This window comes from Paenibacillus riograndensis SBR5 (assembly GCF_000981585.1).
Lineage (GTDB): Bacteria > Bacillota > Bacilli > Paenibacillales > Paenibacillaceae > Paenibacillus_AQ > Paenibacillus_AQ riograndensis.
The window spans coordinates 4261342-4284856 of record NZ_LN831776.1; the positions used below are offsets into that span (position 1 = coordinate 4261342).

Genomic DNA, 23515 nt, shown 5'->3' on the forward strand with positions numbered 1-23515 from the left:
AAGTGGTATTTTAAATATATCTTTTAACTATAAAAGAGTATATATTAAATTTGTAATAATGAGAGGAGTGAACGGTTATCTTATCCAAACAAACACGCGATATTGTCAAATCCACAGCCCCTGTATTAGCGGAACACGGCACAGCCATTACATCGGTGTTCTACCGGAACCTGTTTGCGGCCCATCCAGAACTTCTGAATGTATTTAATCATGCCAATCAGGCCCAAGGCCGGCAGCAGGCAGCACTCGCGAATGCGGTGTATGCCGCAGCAGTTCACATTGACAACCTGGAAAATATTTTGCCGGCGGTTGTTCAGATCGCCCACAAGCATGTCAGCCTTGGCATTAAGCCGGAGCAGTATCCGATTGTCGGCGAGTTTTTGCTGAAAGCCATCAAGGAAGTGCTAGGCGACGCAGCAACGGACGACATCCTGAAGGCCTGGGAAGAAGCCTATGGCGTGATTGCCGATGCCTTCATCGGTGTTGAAGCGCAAATGTATAAGGAAGCCCGGGAGCAGGAAAACGGCTGGAACTTCTTCAAACCGTTTACGGTTGTCCGCAAGGAACAGGAAAGCGAAAGTATTACATCCTTCTATCTGAAACCGGCAGACGGTTCCGGCGTACCGGCGTTCAAGCCGGGGCAGTATATCTCTGTGCGTGTTCTGATTCCGGGTGAACAATACACCATGATCCGCCAGTACAGCCTGTCCCAGGCGTCAAAGCCGGATGAGTTCCGCATCTCCGTAAAGCGGGAAGCCGACAATGATCCAAATGGTGTAGTCTCTGTCTACCTTCACACACAGGTGAACGAAGGGGATACGGTGGAAGTAAGCCCGCCTGCCGGTGAATTCCTGCTGGATACGGCCAAAACCACACCTGTCGCGTTTATTTCGGGCGGTGTAGGAATCACGCCGATGATGAGCATGCTCGAAACGGTGGCCGTGTCCACACCGGACCGTCCTACGGTTTTCCTGCACGCTGCGCGCAATGAATCGCTTGCCGCTTTTGGTGAGGATATTGAAAAACATGCTTTGAACATGAGCAACATTCAATATAAAACCTATTTCTCGGACGGCCCCGATGGTCAAATCACCCGTGAAGCACTAGAAGCGTATGTTGATCCTACAGGCGATGCCTATGTGTGCGGACCGGTTCCCTTCATGGAAGCTATGATCCGCAACCTCCTGGCGATGGGGATGAAAGAAGAACAAATTCATTATGAGTTTTTTGGTCCGGCCCTGCAATTAGAACATGCGTAGTTACACGATAACACAAAACGGGTACACTGTCCGGTGATGGACGGTGTACCCGTTTTTTTAGGATTACAGTTCAATCCATGTATTTCTCCAAGGAGGGCCGGTTCCGTATAACCATCCGTTTGTTGCCGATCAGTTCAATCAGCCCCAAGTCTTCAAAGATAGCAAATTTCCTGCTGATCGTTTCCCGGGTGACCCCTGCATAATTTGCCAGCTCTTCACGGGACAGCGGGAGATCGATATGAATACGGCCGCCGCGCATTTTACCATAGATATCGCTAAGCTCCAGAATCATGTAGGCGATGCGGATTTCCGGGTCCTTGGTTGCCAGACTTTGCGCCAGATTTTCAGTATGGGCCAGTCTTTTGGTAACCGTCTTTAACAGCTTGAAGGCGATGTCCGGATTGTCCAGCATGATCCGCTCCATATCCGCTCTGGTCAGCATGCAGATGCTGGTGTCTTTCAATGCATAAGCGCTGAAGTTGCTGAGCTCATCGCTGTTAAAGATGCTAAGCTCACCAAAAAAATCGCCTGCGGTTAAAATGTGCAGGATCTGCTCCTTCCCCTGCGGCGTCATTTTGGACAATTTCACTTGCCCCTGCTGGATAATGAACAAGGTATCGGTCGGCTGCTCTTCCAGAATCAGCGCCTGTCCCTTGGCATATTTCCGGTGGATAATCATGGCGCTGATCCGGGAGAGGTCGGCACCAGACAATGAAGCAAAGATCGGCACCTTGCGGGTACAGGGCTCTGCGGCATTTTGACAGGAATGTTCCGGCATCTCGCATCTCTCCTTTTTCGTGTTTTTTAAGAAATGGGTGAAAAATGGCTGGTGTCTTCTCCGCAGACCGGGCAGACCCAATCCTCCGGCAAATCTTCAAAAGCAGTGCCCGGTGCCACATCCTCATCGGGGTCGCCAAGCGCAGGATCATAAATATAACCGCAGGGTTCACATACATATTTTTTCATCAGGTTCATCTCCTGTTTCGTTAAGGTTAGTTGGGCAATCTCGTTTGAACTTCCGACATGATCGCTGAGAGACTGCGTGAAAGATCAATGCCTTCCAGGCTGCAGCCCGTCTCAATTGCAGATTTATATACCAGTGATGCAGCGGCACCTTCCCAGGAAATAGCACCGGTTATTGTGTGATCTTTCACAAATATCTGTGTGTAAATGCCGTTCTCTTGCGCGGATACACTCAGGTCGCACTGTGATTCAACGGTCATTCCAATGGAAAAAAGCGATATTCCAAACGCATTGAAGAAAGTAACCGGAACGGCCTTGCGGTAAGCGGCAGGCTCACTCGCTGCCATATTGTTGCCGGCGACCCGCCCTTGCTCCATAGCTCCTCCCCACAAGCCTTCAACCTGTCCATTCATTTCGGCGATATCCCCGGCAGCATATACATGCGGAGCGCTGGTCTCCATATTGGGGTTAACGATAATACCTGAGCGGGTATCAATCGGCGTATCCTTCACAAGTGTTGTGTTCGGTACGATGCCAATCGAGTAAACCACATGATCACAGGCAACTGTAGTTTCATCGTCAAGTGTAACTCCAGTGACGGCCTCTTCTCCCGTGATCGAGGTTACGCCGGAATGAAGAATGACTTTTACCCCAGCCTGCTCCAGGGTTTCTTTAAGCATCTGTGATGAGGTTTCATCCAGTTGTCTGATCATTAACCGTGGAGCCGCTTCAACAACAGTCACTTCGTATCCGGCTTCATGTAAGGCCCATGCGGTTTCCAGCCCCTGCACCCCACCGCCGATAACAACGATACGGTTGCCGCTTTCGAGGCTGGCTTTCAGCCGGTCGGCATCTTGTAAATCGCGGAGGGTATGGACGTTCTTCAGCTCCGCCCCTTCTACAGGGAGCGCACGGTTTCTTGCCCCCATGCAGAGCAGAAGCTTATGATACGCAATCTGTCTGCCATCTGCTGTTTCCACCTGCCGACGGTCCGTATTGACATGCGTGACCCGGGTAGAAGTGTGGACGGTGATACGGTTGTCCTTGTACCACTTTTCCTTTTTGATCAAGACTTTATCGCTGTGTAAATCGGTGAACAACCCCTTGGTCAGCTTAATCCGGTTATACGGAAGATGCGCTTCCTCCCCGAAGATGGAGATTTCGGTATCCGGGTCCTGATCACGAATCGCCTTGGCGGCATGAACGGCTGCCACTCCGCTGCCTACAATCACATAATGTTTGGACATGAACGTTCGCCCCCCTTAGTAAGCGCTGAGCAGCAGATCCGAAACAAATTCCGCAGCATTTTTAATTTTTTGAACTTTCTCGGCATCCTTCGGTGAGAAACGCACCCGGATCGGAAATTCCACATGGATCATCCCTGTTGATTTGATGACTTCGGATGTACTCTGTACCGTCATGTTGGTAGCGTTCAGGTAATCCTGAATGACCTCTATGGCTTCCCCGCTCCATCCGTAGGAACCAAAAGCAGCGGCGAGTTTGCCTTCCAGATTCATATTTTTCATTTCCTGCAGAATAGGCTCCAGGTTGCCGATCATATCCGCATATCTGGTGGAGCTTCCGACAAATACGGCATCGGCTGAAGCGATGCTGCTCAGAATTTCCGCTGCGCTGCTCTTGTCAGCATCCCATACCTCGGTCCCGATATGATTTTCCTTCAGGCAATCCTGGAGGATGTTCGCCATTTTTTTGGTATTGTTCTTGAGCGTGGTATAGACAATTGCCGCTTTTTTGCCTTCAGTCGTTTCACGGCTGAGGACATCGTAGAGATCAATATATTTCCGGACATTCTCGCGGATCAGGAACCCGTGGGAAGGTGCGATCATCTCAATATCCAGATCTTGGACGGCTTCGATCAGCGTTCTGACATATCTGCGGTGAGGGTGAATGATCGCACTGTAATACCCCTTGAAATCCTCCGTAATGTCAAAGCCGGCTTCATCGCTGAACAGCTTCTCCACCGCAACATGGGTGCTGAAGATATCGCAAGGGAAGAGGATTTTATCTTCCACACAATAGGTGATCATCGTCTCAGCGGTATGAAGATATGGTGTCTCTTTGAACAGCAGCGTTTTACCACCGATATCCAGCGTATCCCCGTCTTTTACAATGAGAAAATTCCGGCTTTGGAGCTTGTACATTTCCTGCAGTTCCGGCACTGCAATCGCGGTGCAGACAATGGTGGCGTTCACTGCCCGTGAAGCCAGCGCAGCCAATCCCCCGGAATGGTCAGGCTCAGTATGGTTGATGACGATATATTCAATATCCATGGGATCCATGAACTGGCTGAGCCGCTCCGCATACTCACGTCCAAATTCCATATCCACGGTGTCAATCACGGTCGGTTTGCCGGTTTTCAGCAGGTAGGAATTATAGGTTGTTCCCTTCGCCAGAATCAGACGATGAAACGGGACTTCACGGTTGTCAATTTTACCGACCCAATACGTATCTTGTGCAATCTTATATTCTGTGTTCATAAGCTCAGCCTCCTGAATGATAATGTTTATCAACAACCTCATTCTATAATGGAGGCTAAGCGAAAAGGAGGATTACAATCACATTTTGAAAATTTCCAAAGCACAGCTTAAAAGTTTCAAACCATATTTATACTTTGAATATACACCGTTATCGCCAAAGGATTATGCGTTGGATCACTTTTGAGATATGATTATATAATCTAAACTCGAGATTTTTCGATTTGGGATTGGCCGTGACTCCAGAGAATGTTTGGACTTCCAGCCGCTGTTGTCCCCAGATTTCCTGATTGGAACCGCCTTTAGCGGTTGAAATCCGGTGACAAAGGCGGACGCATTCGCTCTTCCAGTTCCAAACTTCTCCTCCGTCACTTTTCCCCTTATTCTTAATTTTTCAAGTTCAATCTATATAGCTCATTTTTTTTATTCATCGCTGTCTGTTCAGCTTATGAAGGTGTCCGCCCTCACCAAGTCAGCGGGGAAGCATGCCTAAGTGGAAAAACGGAACTTAAATCCCCACGAACCGGCTTCTCTGCTAATGTTAGTTGGAAAAAGTAGACCTAATCCGAGTGATTCGCGGCTTTGCAGGTGAAATCGCTAAAATTAACTCTACTAATTCCCACTATTCCCTCTGCAGAAGTCATTTGAGCACACTTAACGATACTTATTCCACTTCAGTTTCCTGCCCCTCCCTGCCAACTTTCTGTCACTTCCTGTGATTCTTCCTTTCCAGCTTCGGATTTCGTGGGGCATTACCTTTCAGTACCGTTTGAACATCTTTTCCGCCTCTTCCCGGACCCGGCGGCGGAGAGACACCGGTTCCAGCACTTCGGCCTCTCCGCCCCATGAGAGGATATAAGGCAGCAGCTCCTCCAGCTGCCTTATGCGAAAAGTAACCAGAAGACCATCCTCCCGCTCTTCAGTAGTCTCCAGATAATAATTAACGGTCTCAATCATTTTGTCGGCAATATTCAGATTCACCCGAACCACTACGTGTAAGTTGCGGTCGTCGGGCGGACGATAACGGCTCAGGTTAAATCCGGCCGGAATGGAAAAGCGCTCTTCCAGCACCGCAAGCTCTGTCATCCGCGACAACCGGAAATGGCGGATATCCTGCCGGAGACCGCAGCGGGCGACCAGCGTCCAGTTCCCCTGGACGAGCGCCAGGCCATAGGGGTCAGCCTCACGGCTGCTCTTGCGGCTGCCGTCCGCTTCCGGCATTTTTTTCAGATAGGTGAAGCTTAACCTGTGCCGTTCCAGGATCGCGCGCCGGATTTGTCCGAGATAGTCCTTTTCCTTCCGGCCGGTTACCGGTTCTCCCGCATGAAGAAGCCGCATTGTATCCCGTACGCGTGCCGATTCGGCACGTACCGGCTCCGGCAGAACCGCTTCTATTTTGCGCCTGGCAGACTTTGACACGCTGCCGTATTCCGCATCCAGCCTTTGTTCAATGAAATCCGTGCCCATCAGCAGGGCTACTGCTTCTTCGGCCGTGAAGCCTACCGGCGGCAGGAAATACCCTTCCATCAACGAATATCCCTGCCCGGGAGCTCCTATAATCGGAACTCCCGCTTCGCTCAGGGCCTGGATATCGCGGTAGATCGTCCGCACGCTAGTCTCGAATTGAGCGGCCAAATCTTCCGCTCTGTGCATCTTGCTCCGCTGAAGCTCAAGCGTAATGGCAAGCTGCCGTTCGGTTTTGTTCATCTTCTTTTCCCCCGCTGCTGTAAAGTCTGTTACATCTTATACTAAAAACGGCGGGCGGACAAATCCATACGGCTAGATGCGGAGAATGCCGCCTACACTCTGGGTATGGAACACTATTCTGCAAGTGGAAACGGCTACGCCGTCCTTTTAAAGGACGGGGTGTTTCAGCGAGAAATAGAAGGATAATTTATAGCGTGAAACATATAAATTCTTATATTTCGAAAAAAACAGCCTGTCCAGGGAAAATCCGCCCTTGGACAGGCTGTATGGGTGAAATGTAAAATTAACGGACATCATTTAATATCTTGAGAATGCTTAATGGCTGCCTTTCAGATACACCGGCTCAGAGCGGTTGCCTGCATAGTCCTCCATCACGACATACACAACATTAGCTGTCGAGCGGAAGCTGAGAGAAGCTTTGGTGGTCCGTCCCCGGACAATCATCGGCTTATTGCCGGAGCTGTAGGTGGTTGCAAAAGATTTCGCCACCCCATCCTCATACACATACAGATACCGCCAGTCTCTGGTGTTTGGCATCGGCAGATTCAGGATGTCCTGATTCCAGGACCAGGCTTCCGCATAGGGTTCGGCGATGGTGTCAATAAAATGCCCGCTCACCGAGACCGGATCGGCAGGGCCTGCGGTAACAGTAACGATGTAATCATCGCCATTCACCGGCATACCGGTGAATTCTGCCGAGGTGGAACCTGCAGGAACAACCATTTGCTGCTGCACCGGCTCCGCCGTAGTAATCCAGTTCACGGACTGCACGCGGACGGTAACGCCCCCTGCCGTACTGCCGGTATTTGACCAGCTAACGTCAAATTTCCCGTCTGCTTGGGAGTTCACTTTTAGATTGGAGACAGCCGCATTCAGATTAAAATTCAGGGTTGCGGCATCGCCTTCCCGCCCATCTGCACCGACGGCCACAACTTTGAGCCTCCCGGATTTAGCCGGAAGCCGCTTGAGGTAGAACACCTCATCATATTTTCCGCCCATATATACATCATTGACATAGACATTATATTGCTTAACCTTATTGTAATCAGGGTCCAGCTTCCACTCTACAACCATTTCGTTCGTATCGCGGAATGCCTTGGCAATTGTAAGTCCAGCCGGAGCCGCAGGTTTCACGGCAGTACCATCGGTAATCCGGATCTGTCCAATATTCATCTGATAATTGTTCACAACCCCTTGGCCTGGATTAAAGACAAGTCCAAACGCAGCGGCCGTCCGGCCTGCATAAGCGCTTAGATCCAGCTCCTTCGTTACCCAGCCGCTCGTCTTGCGGCCGCTGTCCGGAACCGGCACTTTGACCACAGTATTCGGATCATCTGCCAGAATGATGCCCACCGACATCGACGATGAATTCGCAGCCGACGGCTTATTGTAGCTAATGGACAGCTTGGAGCCTGCCTTCAGGCTAAGCTCTGTTTTGTATAAACGCAGGAAGTTCTCTGCATTCAGATTTCCGTTCACCACCAGCGAGCTGCCGCCGTTAAACCCGCCGAGCTGCTTATACTTATAGCGCTCTGTGCCCGAGAGATTGTATCCGGGTCCATAGTCGAAATCCACAGTAAGCCTGTTGCCTGTTGTCTCCTGCCACCATTGCCAGGTAACAGGGATGTCCTGCAGGCTCATGTTGGACCATTCCTCATTGCTGGAGACCGCACCGTTCACATAATACGACAACCCGTGCCCGGTATTGAAGTTGGTATAAAAGTTATTATCCTTAATGACCGAACGTTCTGCAATCACAGAAGAAATCCCCGGCCAATAGCGGTTGTCGGCATAGACATCTGAGACGGTGTTGGCGGCTGGCTTCGCAGTATTCTTGGGATTCACATTAGGTCCCGACCACCACAGCTGCTCACGCAAATGCGTCATCCACTGGTAATCATTCTCCGACCTGTGGGAGACGGGATAGGACAGCCCCATGTCTTCATCCAGACCGGCGTGTACAAAATCGGCACCAAGCGTAGCCAGACTAAGTCTCGGCAGACTGGCCGCATCCAGCTTGGCAGCAAGAGCTGAACCATTAACCGGCTTAAACCGGTCCCGTCCTGCTTCCAGGCCTGCATACCCCACATCATACAAGCTGTAGCTGGTGCCCAGGCTGCTATTCAGATTGGCCAAATAATTGTTGGCACCCGTAATCTGGGTGTTGCCGGCTCCATAATCAAAGAAAAAGGAATTGGACACCGGCTCCTTTGTGCTTTTATCGACCAGCATAGAGATGTTGGAATCATTCAACGTCCGCGCGAACGTGTTCGCGCCGGTCTGAGTATTCAGCGAATCGTACCATTGGACATACAGCCCGCCTTTTTGCAGCGCTTTCATAAATGCGATGTAATCCGGGATATCGGCTACTGCCACATTCGGGCTCATTTCTTCCTGATTGATAAAATAACCGTCAAAACCAAAATACTGTGCCATTTCAATCAGCTTTTCAGCGACCGGGAAATTTCCCTGCTCATCCCGGACGATCATCTGCTGGTAGGTCTGCTGGCCGCGGTCGTTGTTGGAAAAGAAAATGCCGGCTAAGGACATCACGCCATTTTTATGCGCCGCATCCGTATAAGTCGGGTTGGGGATATTCAGCATCCCGAATTCGAACCATTTCTGCTGCCAGTCCTTCTGGGCCAGCTCATCATAATATTCCGGCGGGGTATACGCGGTTGCCGTGCCATGCCAGTAGGAGTAATAATCGATATACTGCCAGAAGTTAAAATGGTACTGCGCAAACTTGTTCGTATACGGGGCATTCTCAATAAATGCGTTGCCGTAGTCGCCTGCCACATTCATCATCCGCGTCTGCGGACTGAGCGCCGGGTTCGCCTGAGTCGCAGCAAAAGGGGCGATCCGCTCCTGCAGCGGCACGCGTGATCTAAGCAGCTCGGCATCCGGATCAGTCTGGGGACTCCAGTTGGCAATATGGCTGCTGGTATAACCATGAACATTGGGCTGGTTGGCACCAGGAGCACTGTCTCCTTTAAAAGGCCATGTGTCGCCGGCATACGCCGTCATGGGAAGACCTGAAACTAGCAAAGCAGCAGCCAACAATGCAGATGTCAGCTTAGGAAGTGATTTGGTACCGGTGGGAATATTCATCCTTCCATCCTCCTCGTCTTCTGTGGTTTCGCTTACATTTCATCCATGCATCCTTCAAAGTCAAGCCTGTTTCCTGCAAGTGCTGCCATCCCTCACCCCTTTTTTGGCATTTTGCTATCCCCCCAAATCTATCCCGAATCTTCCCTTACAAATAGTGGAGAAATTAAAGATAAGCTGGACATATTAAAGTTTCTGATACGGTTATAGACCTGAAAGAGCCTCGGAAGCACTTTTAACAAAGAATCAGAACCACCCGTCCAACGGGTGGTTTGCTCTTGGGGTATAACCCCTTGTTGCCAAACTGCGCCTAAAGACGCTAGCCTGACAATAAATCGTTCAGGCTCAGTGTTGTTGTCCCTTTCACTTACCAGTTAAACTGGTTTACTTCTTCTTGCTACTGTTTCTACTGAACGGGTCTTCGTATTCTTTCACACTCAATTTATCAATCGCTTGGTCATGTGCTTCTTGTTCACGTATATATTTTGCTACTGTGGCTTCATTTAGGCCTACCGTGCTGACGTAGTATCCCTCCGCCCAAAATTTGCGATTGCCATACTTATACTTTAAGCTGGCATGCTTCTCAAATATCATCAGGGAGCTCTTCCCCTTCAGATAGCCCATAAACGAGGATACTGAGATTTTGGGTGGGATCGCTACGAGCATATGTACATGATCTGGCATCATGTGACCTTCGATAATATCAACTCCCTTGTATTTACATAAACGTTTGAAGATTTCGATCAAGTCTTTTCTCACTTGATTATAGATCTCTTTCCGTCTATACTTCGGGGTGAATACAATGTGGTATTTGCACATCCACTTTGTGTGAGCCAAACTGTAGCTCTTGTTTGCCATCTAAGACCATTCCTTTCCAATTGAGCCTGAACATCTCAATTTTATCGGAATGGTCTTGGTGGTCAAACCCTACATCCCTCCACCCGCATAGCGGGTGGTTTTTTGTTTCGCGCGTTTCACGCACTCAACTGGCTAAAGCCTAACAAAAACGGCTGTGCTGCCCTCCACGGGACAGCGCAGCCGTCTTAGTTCTAGCGTTACCTGGAGAACGACTCCCCGTGAATCCTACGGCAACTTTTTAAGTGGAAAAAGGGACACTAATTCGGCTCATTTCGCCATTAGACAAGAAAATTAGCCCAATTAAGTTTACTTTTTCCACTTAACACTCAGGATTTCTTGATTTTCGGAAAAATAAGTTCCCTTTTTCCAACTAGCACCTGCGAAGAAGCCAGTAAAGACGGATCGCCCTATTCCTTCGCGATCGATCCGCAGCCGTTACGGACAGGAGAGCCGATATGGATAGAAGATTCGTCTATTCCGCAGGACTACGGACTCAGATGCCTTTATTTGTCCCTTTCCTCCTGCATCGAGTATATTCCCTGTGAGGCTTCCAAGATATCCACATTTTTTCACACCGTATTACAGTTAAATAAGGGGGAAGTCACTTCCCCTAAGACAGATAAATTCTTTATCTCTCCAAATCAATGAGCTCATGAGTCTGCTTAACTGCTCTCCGCAATGGATTCACGGAGGCTTTTTGGAAGCTTTTTGACTACCAAATCATACGAATGACCGATCATCAAAAAAATATCCTGCTCCGGCACGGAACCATCCAGTGTGATAGAATTCCAGTGTTTTTTGTTCATATGGTACCCTGGCCGCACATTATCATATTGCTCCCGCAAATTTGCCGCAATTACAGGATCGCATTTTAGATTGATAACCGGTTGGCTGGCTATATTCTCAAAAATAAGTGCGAACATTTTCCCTTCGACCTTGATCACCAGCCAATCCGGTCCGAAGGGATGCGTTGGGACCGCTCCCTTCTTTTCCAGGCAAAAGTCTATTATGTTTTGTTTCATATTTTTCATAGCAGCAGCTTTCCTTTCTGTATAAGTTGAACTTTAGGTTTTTGTATGGGGCAATGGACGTAACTACGGTGAATGTTTGGACTTCCGGCCGCTGTTGTCTGCAGATTTCTTGATTTATACCGCTGTTCACGGTGGAAATCCGCAGACAAAGGCGGACGCATTCGCTCCGTAAGTATCCAAACTTCCCCTTCGTCACTTCAGCCCCTTGTTATTTTTTCATGTTTAACCTATATAATATTTTCCTTCGTTTTAGCGGTTCCGGTTAATAATATAGTCCAATAAATGGTTCAGAAAAGCAATTTTGCGGGGAACCGCATTCAGCGCTTCCACGGCATGACAGTAGTGATCCCACATTTCGAATCTGGCGGCTTCTGCACCAAGGACAGAGACAAAGGTCGAATTGTTATTTTCCGCATCCATCCGGGTGTTTTTGCCCAGTACCTGTTGATCCCCTTCCAAATCCAGCAGATCATCTTTGATCTGAAAGGCAATGCCCGCATGGTAGGCGTATTTCTTCAACGCGTTGATTTCGGCTTGTGGTACCCCGGCCAATATGGCTGGCATCACCAGAGAAGCTTCAAACGCTAACCCGGTTTTGTAAAAACACATCATATTCAATTGCTCCAGGGTCATCGCTTTTCCTTTGGAGTGCAAATCCATCGCCTGCCCCATGCACATATCCTCTGCCTTTTCGGCCGAATAATGCATCAGAGCCAGCACAGCTGCAGGATCAAAAGCTCTAAGCGACGCCTGCTCCTGAATCGCCTTTTGGATCAGGTACAGGCCGGTTAATTCTGCCGTAGCGCTATTATGCACCTGATGCAAGGTCGGCCGTCCTCTGCGGGTGGATGCATTATCCTGGGAAGGCAGATCGTCAAAAATCAGGGATGCGGTATGCATAAATTCCAATGATCTCAGAAGCGGCTCGATCGCAGCTGCCTGCAGTCCATACACCTCAACACCCAGCACCCAGGTTAAAATTGGCCGTATCCGCTTCCCGTCCCCGGTCAGACTATAATTCGCCGCCTCAATCAGTGATTCTTTCATCGGAGGGATTCCATCCGGCCTGGGAATCTTCAGCAGACCGTTGATTTGCTCGCGGACAGTGCGGACGGTCGTCTGAAACTTCTCCTTTTCCTTCCGGTCGTTTTGCAATTGGGTATTGATCTGATCCCGGAGCAGCTTGTCGAAAAAATCCACATCGTCTGCTTTTCGGACCATCTGTTGTATAAGGCGGTTGAACTCCGGGTTCCCGGACGCAAAAATCTCCATGATTTCGTTATACCGCTCTGTACCTACGCGTTCTTTGCAGCGTTTCAGTCCGTTGATTGCCCGGTCCATAATCACCTCAAGGGTCTTGGCATCGGAATGATATACATTATGGATCAGATGGGAGATTACCGTCCAGTATAATTCATAAGGATTGATCAGATCGGGACACTGCTTCCGGTATTTTAAATAATAGGTATATGGGGTGACGGCCCCATCCTTCATATCGTCGTACATATCCGCAAAATCATCAGCCAGCTGGTTATAGATTCCATAAAAGAAGGTCCGCTCCTCAAAACCTTTATCCTCAGCAGCACTAATCACCGAACGGACGATTAATCTCGACGATGAAGATTTTAAAATAACCGGGATATACAGCTCTTCGTTGGTGTAATCCGCATTAGCCGGCTCCTTGTTACGGTCGATGTCCTGGGAATGAAAAAACACATAAGACTGTTCAAAAAAGGTTGCCCCGGTTTCGGGCTTCTGCAGGCTTTGGATATATTCAAAAGCAGTCCGCAGCTCTGTATGGACGTATTGAATGATTTCCATATGGACTCCAGGCCACTCGCTCAGCTCCGGCACCTTTCCCGTCAGAAGGGCCGTCCGTATCATTGCAGAATATTGTTCTTTTTCGGGAGCCGTTAAGACCCGGGAATCCAGAAGATCGTCTATAAAAGGGTAAGTCAAACCATAGGAATACCCGATCCGGATGGCTTCATCCAGTCTACGGGTACGTTCAGCGGGCGTGGTCTGTTCATCCATTTCTTCTACCACATGCAGAATAACCCCGACGATGATTTTGATGAGTTTACGTTCGGCTTGCTCGGCATCCATTTCCTCCGGTATATGGGAAGAGACAGCCTTAAGTTTATCTATCACCCAAATCGCCGCAGCTTCGATTCCTTCCTTCTGGGCCCAGCGGTAAAATCCGGCTATACTGGACAATCCGGTTAATCCGGTCTGGTCCTCCTGCTCATTTGCGCCGGAATGCATCAAGTGTCTTTTCAAGTCCGTGACTACGCGCTGAATCCGGGTCTTGGTGCGGGGATCATCCAGCGCTTTGCCCAGGTCCCTCATGTAGATATAGGACACACTCCGGTCTAAATAGTTATCCAGTCTGCCTGTATAGTTCAGCCATTCCAGATACTTCTGATCATCCCGTGTATCCCCTGCTCTCTTCCTCCGTGTAAAAAAAGACAGCCATGACCATTGACGGATATGGTTCTTCTTCCACGACTGGATATCTTTTGTCAATATGGGGACATAAGTTTTGTCCATGACCTGCATATTCAGGGCTGCAAAATACTGGGCTGCCTTATGCTCCGCCAACCGGTACACTGTGTCGCCCTGCTCTGTAAAGTTCTCATTCATATGCATTCGTTTACCTCTGCTCGAATTTTTGTGTACGTATCATAATCATATCCCTAATACGGACAAAAATCTTTTTGGTTACCTTTTGGCACTCCTATCATACTTCCATCCTTCTGCAAAAAAAGAAAGGCCAGGTTTATAAACTTTATAAACCAGGGCCTTTCTTTTTTGAAGTAAGAGTGCTTACCTGCTGTTTTCATTCAGATAAAAGTGTGAACGGTTTTTCATAAATGCTGATTGCATATTCAGATTTCATTCCGGCTTTTTCATAGAGGCGGTAGGCACCCGAAGGGTTGGCTGCATCGACACCCAGCGAAACGAGCATTTGACCCGCGTGATAGGATGCCCTGAACAGGCACTGCAGCAGTGCCAGGGAAAGGCCGGCGCACTCCAATCTGCTCGATGAAGAGCAGGTCTTCACGCATGCGTCCGAGCGCAAACCCCGCAACCTCCCCGTTCGGGTCCCGGGCGATCAACCACCAGCGTTCCTCAAAGGTAGGCAGCTGTGTCTTTTCGGTCCATTTCTCGAAAGGAGGCACCGCAAAATCCCAGTGATCGGCAAACGACTCTACATAAGCATCATACACGGCTTGTTCGTCGCGACCCTTCATAAACGGCTCAATGGTTAAGCCTTCAGGCAGAATGGCCGCAGCCGGTTCGGTGTCCAGCCGGATTCCCATTCGCTTGAAGTAACGGACCGGTGCAAAACCTTGCGCCTCAAACAGCCGGACAGCATCTTCGCATAATGTCGGGATCATGCCTTGCAGACGCTTCGGAACACCTGTTGTATTCCGTAATTCTGAGGCTCGTGCTTCCAGCGACTTGACGAGCGATGCGCCCACACCCCGGCCGCGGGCCGCAGGCAGCACGCAGCCGTAGCTGAACAGCTTTTCTTCACTATCCTCCTCAAGAAAAGCATAACCTATTAATGATAAGTCCGTATCTTCAACGACCCAGACGTTGTGGTCCAGATCGAAGCCGGACCACATGTCCAGGACGTCGTCGAGAACGATGTCGGGTGCTCCGAGGTCTTCGGTATCACAGGCAGCCACCAAGTCGCATACCGCCTGAGCGTCTTTTAATGAGGGGCGGCGTATGCGGAAGGTTGAATTTGTCATCTACAATAACTCCTTAACGGGTGATCAAACGCAGATCGCAGATTATTGATCCATCTTTTACTAAAAAATGTATACAACCATTCTAGCAGAAAAAACTCTCTCTTCCCATTGTATAATCGTTGGATACGCCATCTGTGTATGGTCACATAAAAAGCAGACCCCCCTGACTTGCGGAAGCGCCTGCTTTTTATGTTGACACATTTATTGGGCTGTACCCTCGGCCTTTTCTATACGGTCATAACTCAGCTTCTGCCGAAGTAATACTGCCAGTTCTTCAGCCGTGTCCCATACAATGGGACGGATAGCCTGGACATGTACATTTAGTTCATCTGCTGCGCTGCTGTTCACAGTCCAGATTACCGGGATGCTCAAGCCGAGCGCATAACCCGCCGCAAAATACACCTCAGGGGATTGTCCGGTTAAATCCGCGATAATTAGTCTGCTGTCCGCTATTAGCCCAAAAGTATCGTGATCATGATTATGCCTGCTGTCTTGGGTAAGCAAGCGCGGCAGATAACCGAACTGCTCTATTTTTGGCAAAAGCATTTCCTGCCACTCCAGGCGCAGTTCCTTTTTCTCTGCGGTCAGAATGAGGCACGGCTTCAGTTTTTTGCCTCCGGCGCCCGCCGCAGCCTCACTCCAGCCTTTATCCGTAAGCTTAAAGGTCATGCCTTCCCGTATAAGCAGCTGCTCATTAATGAGCTTATCGATGATATATACCAGCTCCTGCAAATTGGGGGAATACGTCAGATTATAGCTGCCGGAGAGCGGCTGAATAACAACAGGATCTCCTGCACTCCCGGAATGCCTGTACAAATATTGCAGCAGGCGGTTCCCTTTATCCTCAATCGTCACTGGAATTTTGGGGGAATTTGCGATGGTCTCCAAATCGCTGAACGTTAGCGTAACCTTTTCTTCACAATCGGTCAGCTCCCGGATATAGCCCGATATCAAATGGAGTACGTCGCGTTTCTTGGGGTGCGGGAGTGCATTGATAGATTCGTAGCTGTCTCTCAGCAGATTATAGTACCCGCCGGGCGAACAAGAACAACCGAGATATCTATCGTAATCGCCCTCCGCTACAATGGGGACAATCTCATCGCAGAACAAACAGTGTTTCTTCGTCATAACAACTCTTCACCTCTTATTCATTGCTACCCCCTACCTTAACAATTTTCGTTTGAAAAGTAGACAAGAAGATATTTCCTATAGTATTTCTAGATTTCTGGGCTATTAAACGTTCAATCAGGCAGAAAATAAACAGCTCAACCGGATGAGCCGGCATGCCATGTATTTAGCATCTCTTGAGCTTTTTGCGGATCGTCCATAAGCAGGGTCCGATACTCCAGCATCTTGTTAAGGGTGTCCAGCATTTGATCGTATTCTTTCTTCTTGTTTTCGATCTCCTTTTTCTTGCCGCGAATCCAATCAATAATCTGCAGGTTAGTGTGCGCATTAGTGTCGTGGTCCTGCAGAACTTCTTTCAGTTCAGCCAGCGAACAGCCGATAGACTGGAACTTCTTGATGAGCTTCAACCGCCCGACTGCCTCTTCCGAATAGTTGCGGTAATTGTTGCTTTCCCGCCGGACATGCCGATCATCAAGCAAGCCTTCCTTTTCATAAAAGCGGATCGTATGGATCGTTAATCCCATCTTGTCCGCCAGTTCCTGGATTTTCATAATTATTTCTCCTTTGGACAGCTTGCCCTAGAGTTCACTTCATAGTTTATACTTAACATGCTCAAGCAGTCAATTCATGAAGGAGGATATCATTATGCATGTTTTTGTTACAGGAGCAACAGGGTATGTCGGTTCCGCGGTCGTCCGGGAACTGATCAGCGCGGGACATACGGTGACGGGTCTTTGCCGTTCTGAAGAGAAAGCTGCAGGATTAAAAACGGCGGGAGCCGAAGCACTGTACGGCACGCTGGACGATCTCGACATCCTGCGCAGCGGGGCCGCGGCTGCGGACGGCGTGATTCATTTGGCGTTCACCAACGATTTTTCTGACTTTGATGGCGCGCTGGCGCTGGATTTGCGGGCCGTTGAAGTCATGGGAGCGGCGCTCGAAGGCTCCGGAAAGCCGTTCATTATCACGGCTCACGCAAATGGGCAAACCGTGGATCAAACAGTGCTCGCCATGGCAGAGCGGGGGATTCGGACATCCATCGTCATGCTTGCTCCGTCCGTGCACGGTCAAGGCGATAAGGGCTTTGTGCCAATGATGATCAACATCGCCCGGGCAAAGGGCTTTGCCGCTTACATCGGCGACGGAACAAACCGCTGGCCGGCGGTTCACCGCCTGGATGCGGCAGTTTTGTACCGTCTGGCGCTGGAATCTGCTCCGGCGGGCTCACGGCTGCTTGGCGCCGGCGATGAAGGCATTTCACTCCGCGAGATCGCTGCTGTCATCGGGCGGCAATTGAACGTGCCGGCGGTCAGCATACCACCTGAAGAAGCTGCCGCCCATTTCGGCTTTCTTGGCACCATTGCGTCATTCGACATCACGGGCTTGTACAACACTACGCAAGCGAGTCTGGCAACACGGGAGCTTCTGGGCTGGAAACCGGTGCAGCCCGGACTGATCGCCGATCTCGAAGAAGGGCATTATTTTTCCTAAAAAAGGATGCCGGGTTAGCGGAGGATCTCAATATAGAGCGAACTTGAAAAACTAACAAAAGGGAAAGGGGATGGAGGGGAAGTTTGGAACTGGAGGAGCGGTAGCGTCCGCCTTTGTCTGCGGATTTCCACCGCGAACAGCGTTACAAATCAAGAAATCTGCAGATGGGCAGCGGCCGGAAGTCCAAACATTCTCCGGAGTCCCGACGAAGTCCCTAATGTAAATATCTTAAGTTCACTCTATTTAGCTACATTAATTATCGAACAATCCTCTTCGAATCAAGTTTGCGGTAACCGGCTGCTTACCCAGTTCCCGCGACCAAATCGACAATTGGCCGAAATGGTGAATCTCATGGGCGAGAACATGTCGCATAATCTCCCCATATTTGAAGCTCTCCCATTCGCCCGCTGCGTTCTGGTCGGATAAAATACGAGTTTCCATGCTGCTATCCCAAGAGTAGATGAATGGAGCGATTTCCGCATGGCAACGCGCTGAATAATCTCTTATCTTTTGCACACCGATATAGTCCTCGAACGGAGGCTCTTCAGGCATCGGCTTTCCCTGCAAAGCGCTTATCCAACTGTACTCGCATTCTACAATGTGAAACAGCGTATAGTAAATGCTGCCCGGACCGCCTGTGCGTCTCTTTATCAGCTCTGTCTCGTCCACCGAGTCGCACCAGTCAAACCATTCTTTGCGTACTTGCCAGTTATACTCGAATAACTTCAACATGGGAGCAGCCTCCTTCTATAACTTTGATATTTCTACTATCAATAAGTATTCCTGAAATTATCGCATTATCCTGCTCGTTCGCTTAACAACGCCTTCGGAGTTTCAACAACTTTGGCACAAGCATACAAGTAGAAACGGCTACGCCGTCCTTATTAGGACGGTACCCGTTTCAGCGAGAAATAGAAGGATAATTTATAGCGTGAAGCATATAAATTCTTATATTTTGAAAAAAAGGCTGTCCCAGCCGTAGAAAAAACTACCACTGGGACAACCCCGTTCCGTATAAAGCAATTTACTTTTGAAAAATGATGACGATCAGGCAGCAAATTTGCTGCGAAATATAGCATAGGAGCCAGCGGATATGAACACAACAGATTTCAAGCTCAAGCCTGAGCTTGAAATCATTTAATCAAATCCGCTTCCTGCGCTCCGGTCAGGACGGAAACAATGCTGTTCCGAAGCTGCTCCGCATTTCGTGCCTGATAAGGGTCAGCATTGTAAATCACAGCATCCGCGATATAGCCTTCGGCAATCCGCCCCAATTCGCTGCCGCTGCCCAGAATCCCGGCAGCACTCTCTGTAGCAGATTTCCACGCTTCTGCCCGGGTCAGACCGTAATCCATTAACGTATCCAGCTCTTGCAGGTTGTATCCGTGCAGCGCAGGTGTGGCATAATCCGTACCGAATCCTATGCGGACGCCTGCTTTTTTGGCGTAGCCGATGGCTGCCGAGTGGGCTTCGGCAGCACGCGCAGCCCGGTCGCAAATCACCGGATTCAGTTCCAGCACCCCCTTCGGATCGGCTGCAATGCGGTAGATCGAGGTGGTGGGTACAAAGGCCACTGCAGATTCAGCAAGTCTGCCGGCCTGCTCCTCACTCAGGAACATGCCGTGCTCGATGGATTCCACACCGGCCACGATAGACCAGTCTATCGTTACTCCGCCCCAGGTGTGCACCAGAACCTTTTTATGATTCGAATGTGCATTACGGACGATGAAGGCAAACTCTTCTTCCGAAAAATTCGGTTCAAGCACTTTCTCGGTAGGTGCACCGAGGCCGCCTGTAGCCATAATTTTGATCCAGCCTGCTCCGGTACCGAAAATTTGCGCCATCCGTTCACCCAAATGCTGAACCCCGCGGGCATCGGCTGCTCCCAGCATATCGCTGCTGGTCTGCACCCGCAGGGGCTGCTGATAGTGCTGAACAAGATGCCGGATGGTGCTGGGCAGAATCCCGCCTGCATCGCGTGCCGTCGTGACCCCCGTCCGCAAAGTAGCTGCAAAAGCGTCAGCCTGCATCGCTTCGACCTCGCGGCTGTCGCGTTTCAATTGATCGTCATGGTCAAAGTCCGTCCAGGCCAGATGCGTGTGAAGATCAATGATCCCCGGACTTATCCATAACCGTTGATCCGGGTGAGCAGGCTCCTCCAGCTGCGGCTCCGCTTCAATAATGGATGTGAAACGCCCGTCCTGGATTACAATATCGAACCGTTTGCCCTGAATACCGGTGATATGAATACCGCTAAAGGTCTGAAGGGTGGGCCGTTTATGGATTATGCTCATTCCCCCCACACCTCCCGGACAGCCTGCAAAGCCTCCCCTGGTTCTTGCCCCAATAATCGGGCCAGCGCCGCAATGGCTTTTTCTACGCTGTCCCGGGATGCATTTGCCCCAAAATGATTGATCCGCAGAAGCTGGCCGAACAGCTCGCCGTCCCCGGGCGCAACAATCCCGGTCGGCTGACGGATCAGCAAGCCTTCTTTCCCGGAGATCCGGATGGTCGTAGTCAGTGTAGAATAATGCCTGCTGTCCTTCTGCCACGGCTCAAGATTCAAGGCTCTGATCCCTGCAACAGCTGAAGCTGCGGCGCGTTCATGGCGCTTGATAACCTGCTGCAATCCCTCTTCCTCCACCTCTGTCAGGGCCGCAATCAGTGCTCTGGCTTCGAGAGTAGGAATGTTGGGTGGAACCCGCAGCGGCGCAGCCCCGTCCGGGGACGGTTTCAAATCCAGCAAAGACAGAATGGAATTGCGCGGGGCCGCAGGATTGGACTCAAGAAATTCCCAGCCGCGCGGTGAAATACTCACCGAACTGACGCCATTCGGTCCAGCCAAGGCTTTTTGTGCTCCGATCACCGCAAAGTCTACTCCCCATTCATCCACATTCAGCGCTTCTCCCCCGACTGCTGAGACAGAATCCGATACGGTAATGAGCTTATATTTCTGTGCAAGCTTAAATATGTCTTGAGCGGGATTTGAGCCGCCGGTAACTACTTCAGCGTGAACAAAGGATAACGCATCCGGCTGATATTGTTCAATTGCTGATGCGATCACATCCGGCTTAGCAACTTCATCAAAAGGGACTTTAACCTCCACAACCGTTGCCCCGCCCCGCTCCAGCCATTGTCCAAACAATCTGCCGTATGGGCCTGTCACCACATTTACAAAAGTACGGCCAGGTGCAGCTATCCCGGCAGCAACGGCCTCAATCCCCAAAATCGCCTCACCCGGGATAATAACCGGGGGCTGCTGTGTGTACAAAAGTTTGGAGAGCAAACCGGTAAGTGTGTTGAACTCTGCCAGTGACAACGGCACAAATCCTTTATGTTCTGGGTTCATAATAACCTCCTGCTGTAGTGGTATTCGGCATTTTGGGAACCGCGGACAACAGCTCGCGGCTGTAATCATGCTCCGGACGGGTAAAAAATTGGTCCCTGGAGCTCTTCTCTACAAGCTTGCCCTGCCGCATAACGGCTACCGTATCGCTGATGGCATGGATAACTCCCAGGTCATGGGAGATGAACAGCATGGTAAGATTTAGCTCGGTTTTGAGACTCTTGAACAGTTCAAGCACACTAAGCTGTACGGACACATCGAGTGCGCTCGTCGGTTCATCCGCAATCAGCAGGCTGGGCTCTACACTTAATGCACGGGCAATCGCAATCCGTTGGCGCTGTCCGCCGGAGAATTCGTGAGGGTACCTGTCGAGCGCCTTCGCCTCCAGGTGAACACGGGCCAAAAGCTCTTTGCATCGCTGCTCCACCTGCGGCCGGTGCACAAGTTTATGGAACAACAGCGCTTCGGATAGAATCTGCCGGATGGAATGCTTGGGATTCAGCGAAGCATCCGGATTCTGAAAGATCATCTGGATCTTTTTATGCTGCTCCCGGCTTCTCTTTTTCCGCAATTCCTGTGATCCCAGCAGAATCTTTCCGCCGTCTGGAGCGATCAATCCGGCTATAACCCGCGCCAGCGTCGATTTCCCTGAGCCAGACTCCCCTACAAGCCCGAGGGTAGTATGCTCCTCCAGTTGAAGGCTAATATCATCCAACGCAGTGAACCCGCCGTACCGGACCGTTAAATTTTGAACTTGCAGCGCACTACCCATTCCTTATGCCCCCTTCCAACTCCGGCAAAGGAAGCACTGAATCAATGAGCATTTGCGTATAAGGATCTGACGGATGCTGCAAAAGATCAATCGTATCTCCGTGCTCCACAATCTCTCCCGCTTTCATCACATATAGTCTGGAGCACAGGTTGGCGGCAATCGCCAGGTTATGGGTGACAAAGACCATGGCGAACCCGAGTTCCTGCTGCAGGCTGGTGATCGTCTCAATAATTTGCCGCTGAACGGTTACATCCAGCGCCGTTGTCGGTTCATCACAGAGCAGAATACCCGGTTTGCAGGCCAGCGCCATGGCGATGACAATCCGCTGGCACTGACCGCCTGAGAGCTGGCTGGGATACCGGTCCGACCGCTTCAGAGCTTCCGGCAGGCCGAGCCGTTCGAGCAGCTCCAGCGCGATCCGGCGGGAAGCCTTCCGGCTCACCTGCTGTCTGTAATACACCACTTCCGCCAGCTGCTTCACCACCGGGCAAAGCGGGTCAAGCGCACCTCTCGGATCCTGGAACACCATCGCGCTGCTTACCTCGCTTTTAATGACGCCACCTGTCTGTGTGACACCGCGCGGCAGCAGGCCGAGAATAGCCCGCAGCGTAAGCGATTTGCCGGAACCCGACTCCCCGACCAGCCCAAGACTCTCCCCTTTTTCAAGCGAAAAGCTGACATTATGGACTAATGGCTCATTGGACTTTGCCGCCAGCGAGAGTGCCTCTATTTCCAAAACCGGTTGTGTAGACATCATTTTTTCCTCCAAATATCGGCCAATCCGTCCCCTACGAGAGACAAAGCGATCCCTGTATATACTACCGCAAATCCCGGCACTGCCGAGAGCCACCAGGCTGTTGTAATGAAGGGTTGTCCATCTGAGATCATGGTTCCCCAGTCCGGAGTGGGCGGTGCAATGCCTATGCCGAGATAACCGAGTGTAACAATGGCGACAAGCAGACCGATCATATCGGTCATCAGGACAACAACCGCTTGAGGCAGCACATTGGGCAGCAGATGACGCAGGATAATTCTTACGCCGGGCAGACCCAAAGTCTGCGCAGAAGCAACCCATTCCTGCTTGCGGAACGAAGCGCTTAGACCTCTGACGACACGGGCAAACACGATCCATCCAACCAGCATAAAGGTGATATAAATCCCCCGTTCTCCTGCTCCGCTGGCAAAAGCCACGATAATTACAATCAGATAAAAAGGAAAGGCAATTAATGTGTCCGTCAGCAATGAAATAGCGGCATCGAGCCATTTTCCGTAATACCCTGCCAGCATTCCCAAAAATATGCCTGTGCAGAAAGGGATGATCTCCGCCAAAACCATGATTTTCAAGTCTGTACGCGCTGCATAGATCAGTCTTGTAAATAAATCACGGCCCAGCTGATCGGTTCCCAGCCAATGTGCTGCAGACGGAGGCTGTAAAAAAGCGCTCAGATTCTGCTCGGTAGGCGAATAAGGACTTAAGTAAGGAATGAATACAGCCAGAATAATCAGCACAAGAAACATAAGGGTTCCCACAAGCAGTGAAGGTGTATTCCATATTCGTTTCAAGCGGTAGGCCATTCTGCTGCCTTTATGCAAGTC

20 protein-coding genes are annotated in these 23515 nt (G+C 50.3%); 2 read left to right on the top strand and 18 right to left on the bottom strand.

The features are described 5' to 3' along the window. Positions 1-77 precede the first annotated feature (77 nt). The gene (gene hmpA / locus PRIO_RS17890; RefSeq protein WP_046503924.1) at positions 78-1259 is read left to right on the top strand and encodes an NO-inducible flavohemoprotein; all 1182 of its coding nucleotides are present in this window, start codon (positions 78-80) and stop codon (positions 1257-1259) included. Positions 1260-1329: 70 nt separating this feature from the next. Here the strand turns inward: hmpA and PRIO_RS17895 are convergent, their stop codons facing one another. From PRIO_RS17895 to PRIO_RS17950, 12 genes are all read right to left on the bottom strand, one after another. Next, on the bottom strand, positions 1330-2037 hold the full coding sequence (locus tag PRIO_RS17895; RefSeq protein ID WP_020429256.1) for a Crp/Fnr family transcriptional regulator: 708 nt from the start codon (positions 2035-2037) through the stop codon (positions 1330-1332). Between the two features lie 26 nt (positions 2038-2063). Next, entirely contained in the window at positions 2064-2225 is a 162-nt protein-coding gene (gene rd, locus PRIO_RS17900; protein WP_046503928.1) for a rubredoxin, read from the bottom strand. A 26-nt stretch (positions 2226-2251) separates the two neighbouring features. Beyond that, entirely contained in the window at positions 2252-3469 is a 1218-nt protein-coding gene (locus tag PRIO_RS17905; protein WP_046503931.1) for an NAD(P)/FAD-dependent oxidoreductase, read from the bottom strand. A gap of 15 nt (positions 3470-3484) precedes the next feature. After that, entirely contained in the window at positions 3485-4720 is a 1236-nt protein-coding gene (locus tag PRIO_RS17910; RefSeq protein WP_020429258.1) for an FprA family A-type flavoprotein, read from the bottom strand. Positions 4721-5476: 756 nt separating this feature from the next. Then, positions 5477-6424, bottom strand: coding sequence for a helix-turn-helix transcriptional regulator (locus PRIO_RS17915; protein WP_020429259.1), 948 nt, complete (start codon positions 6422-6424; stop codon positions 5477-5479). Positions 6425-6739: 315 nt separating this feature from the next. After that, complete coding sequence (locus tag PRIO_RS17920) at positions 6740-9535, bottom strand: endo-beta-N-acetylglucosaminidase (RefSeq protein WP_046503935.1); 2796 nt, start codon at positions 9533-9535, stop codon at positions 6740-6742. Positions 9536-9916: 381 nt separating this feature from the next. After that, the gene (gene tnpA, locus PRIO_RS17925) at positions 9917-10390 is read right to left on the bottom strand and encodes an IS200/IS605 family transposase (protein WP_020426871.1); all 474 of its coding nucleotides are present in this window, start codon (positions 10388-10390) and stop codon (positions 9917-9919) included. A 662-nt stretch (positions 10391-11052) separates the two neighbouring features. Then, complete coding sequence (locus tag PRIO_RS17930; protein WP_039787928.1) at positions 11053-11412, bottom strand: MmcQ/YjbR family DNA-binding protein; 360 nt, start codon at positions 11410-11412, stop codon at positions 11053-11055. A gap of 258 nt (positions 11413-11670) precedes the next feature. Then, on the bottom strand, positions 11671-14064 hold the full coding sequence (locus PRIO_RS17935) for a polyprenyl synthetase family protein (protein ID WP_081487176.1): 2394 nt from the start codon (positions 14062-14064) through the stop codon (positions 11671-11673). 266 nt (positions 14065-14330) lie between these two features. Further along, positions 14331-15116: a GNAT family N-acetyltransferase gene (locus PRIO_RS17940; RefSeq protein WP_331709851.1), complete on the bottom strand. Its 786-nt coding sequence runs from the start codon at positions 15114-15116 to the stop codon at positions 14331-14333. A 267-nt stretch (positions 15117-15383) separates the two neighbouring features. Further along, positions 15384-16310 (bottom strand): hypothetical protein, encoded by a 927-nt coding sequence (locus PRIO_RS17945; protein ID WP_020428192.1) that lies wholly within the window; start codon positions 16308-16310, stop codon positions 15384-15386. Positions 16311-16447: 137 nt separating this feature from the next. After that, on the bottom strand, positions 16448-16861 hold the full coding sequence (locus tag PRIO_RS17950) for a MerR family transcriptional regulator (RefSeq protein WP_020428193.1): 414 nt from the start codon (positions 16859-16861) through the stop codon (positions 16448-16450). 94 nt (positions 16862-16955) lie between these two features. Between PRIO_RS17950 and PRIO_RS17955 the strand changes: the two genes are divergently transcribed. Next, positions 16956-17801 (top strand): SDR family oxidoreductase, encoded by an 846-nt coding sequence (locus PRIO_RS17955; protein WP_020428194.1) that lies wholly within the window; start codon positions 16956-16958, stop codon positions 17799-17801. 252 nt (positions 17802-18053) lie between these two features. Here PRIO_RS17955 and PRIO_RS17960 read toward each other — a convergent pair whose 3' ends face one another. The 6 genes from PRIO_RS17960 to PRIO_RS17985 all read right to left on the bottom strand — a co-directional run bounded on the left by PRIO_RS17960 (position 18054) and on the right by PRIO_RS17985 (position 23482). After that, on the bottom strand, positions 18054-18533 hold the full coding sequence (locus PRIO_RS17960; protein WP_020429654.1) for a DinB family protein: 480 nt from the start codon (positions 18531-18533) through the stop codon (positions 18054-18056). A 401-nt stretch (positions 18534-18934) separates the two neighbouring features. After that, positions 18935-20095 (bottom strand): amidohydrolase family protein, encoded by a 1161-nt coding sequence (locus PRIO_RS17965; RefSeq protein ID WP_231869708.1) that lies wholly within the window; start codon positions 20093-20095, stop codon positions 18935-18937. Beyond that, the gene (locus PRIO_RS17970) at positions 20092-21150 is read right to left on the bottom strand and encodes a pyridoxal-phosphate-dependent aminotransferase family protein (RefSeq protein WP_020430996.1); all 1059 of its coding nucleotides are present in this window, start codon (positions 21148-21150) and stop codon (positions 20092-20094) included. The genes PRIO_RS17965 and PRIO_RS17970 overlap by 4 nt, the downstream gene beginning before the upstream one ends. Beyond that, positions 21134-21919 carry an ABC transporter ATP-binding protein gene (locus tag PRIO_RS17975; protein WP_046503940.1) on the bottom strand — a complete coding sequence of 262 codons (786 nt, stop codon included), beginning with the start codon at positions 21917-21919 and terminating at the stop codon, positions 21134-21136. Before PRIO_RS17975 ends, PRIO_RS17970 begins: the two co-directional genes overlap by 17 nt. Further along, positions 21912-22676, bottom strand: a complete 765-nt coding sequence (locus PRIO_RS17980) for an ABC transporter ATP-binding protein (RefSeq protein WP_231869709.1) — start codon at positions 22674-22676, stop codon at positions 21912-21914. The genes PRIO_RS17975 and PRIO_RS17980 overlap by 8 nt, the downstream gene beginning before the upstream one ends. Further along, complete coding sequence (locus PRIO_RS17985) at positions 22673-23482, bottom strand: ABC transporter permease (protein ID WP_231869710.1); 810 nt, start codon at positions 23480-23482, stop codon at positions 22673-22675. The genes PRIO_RS17980 and PRIO_RS17985 overlap by 4 nt, the downstream gene beginning before the upstream one ends. Positions 23483-23515: the final 33 nt, after the last annotated feature.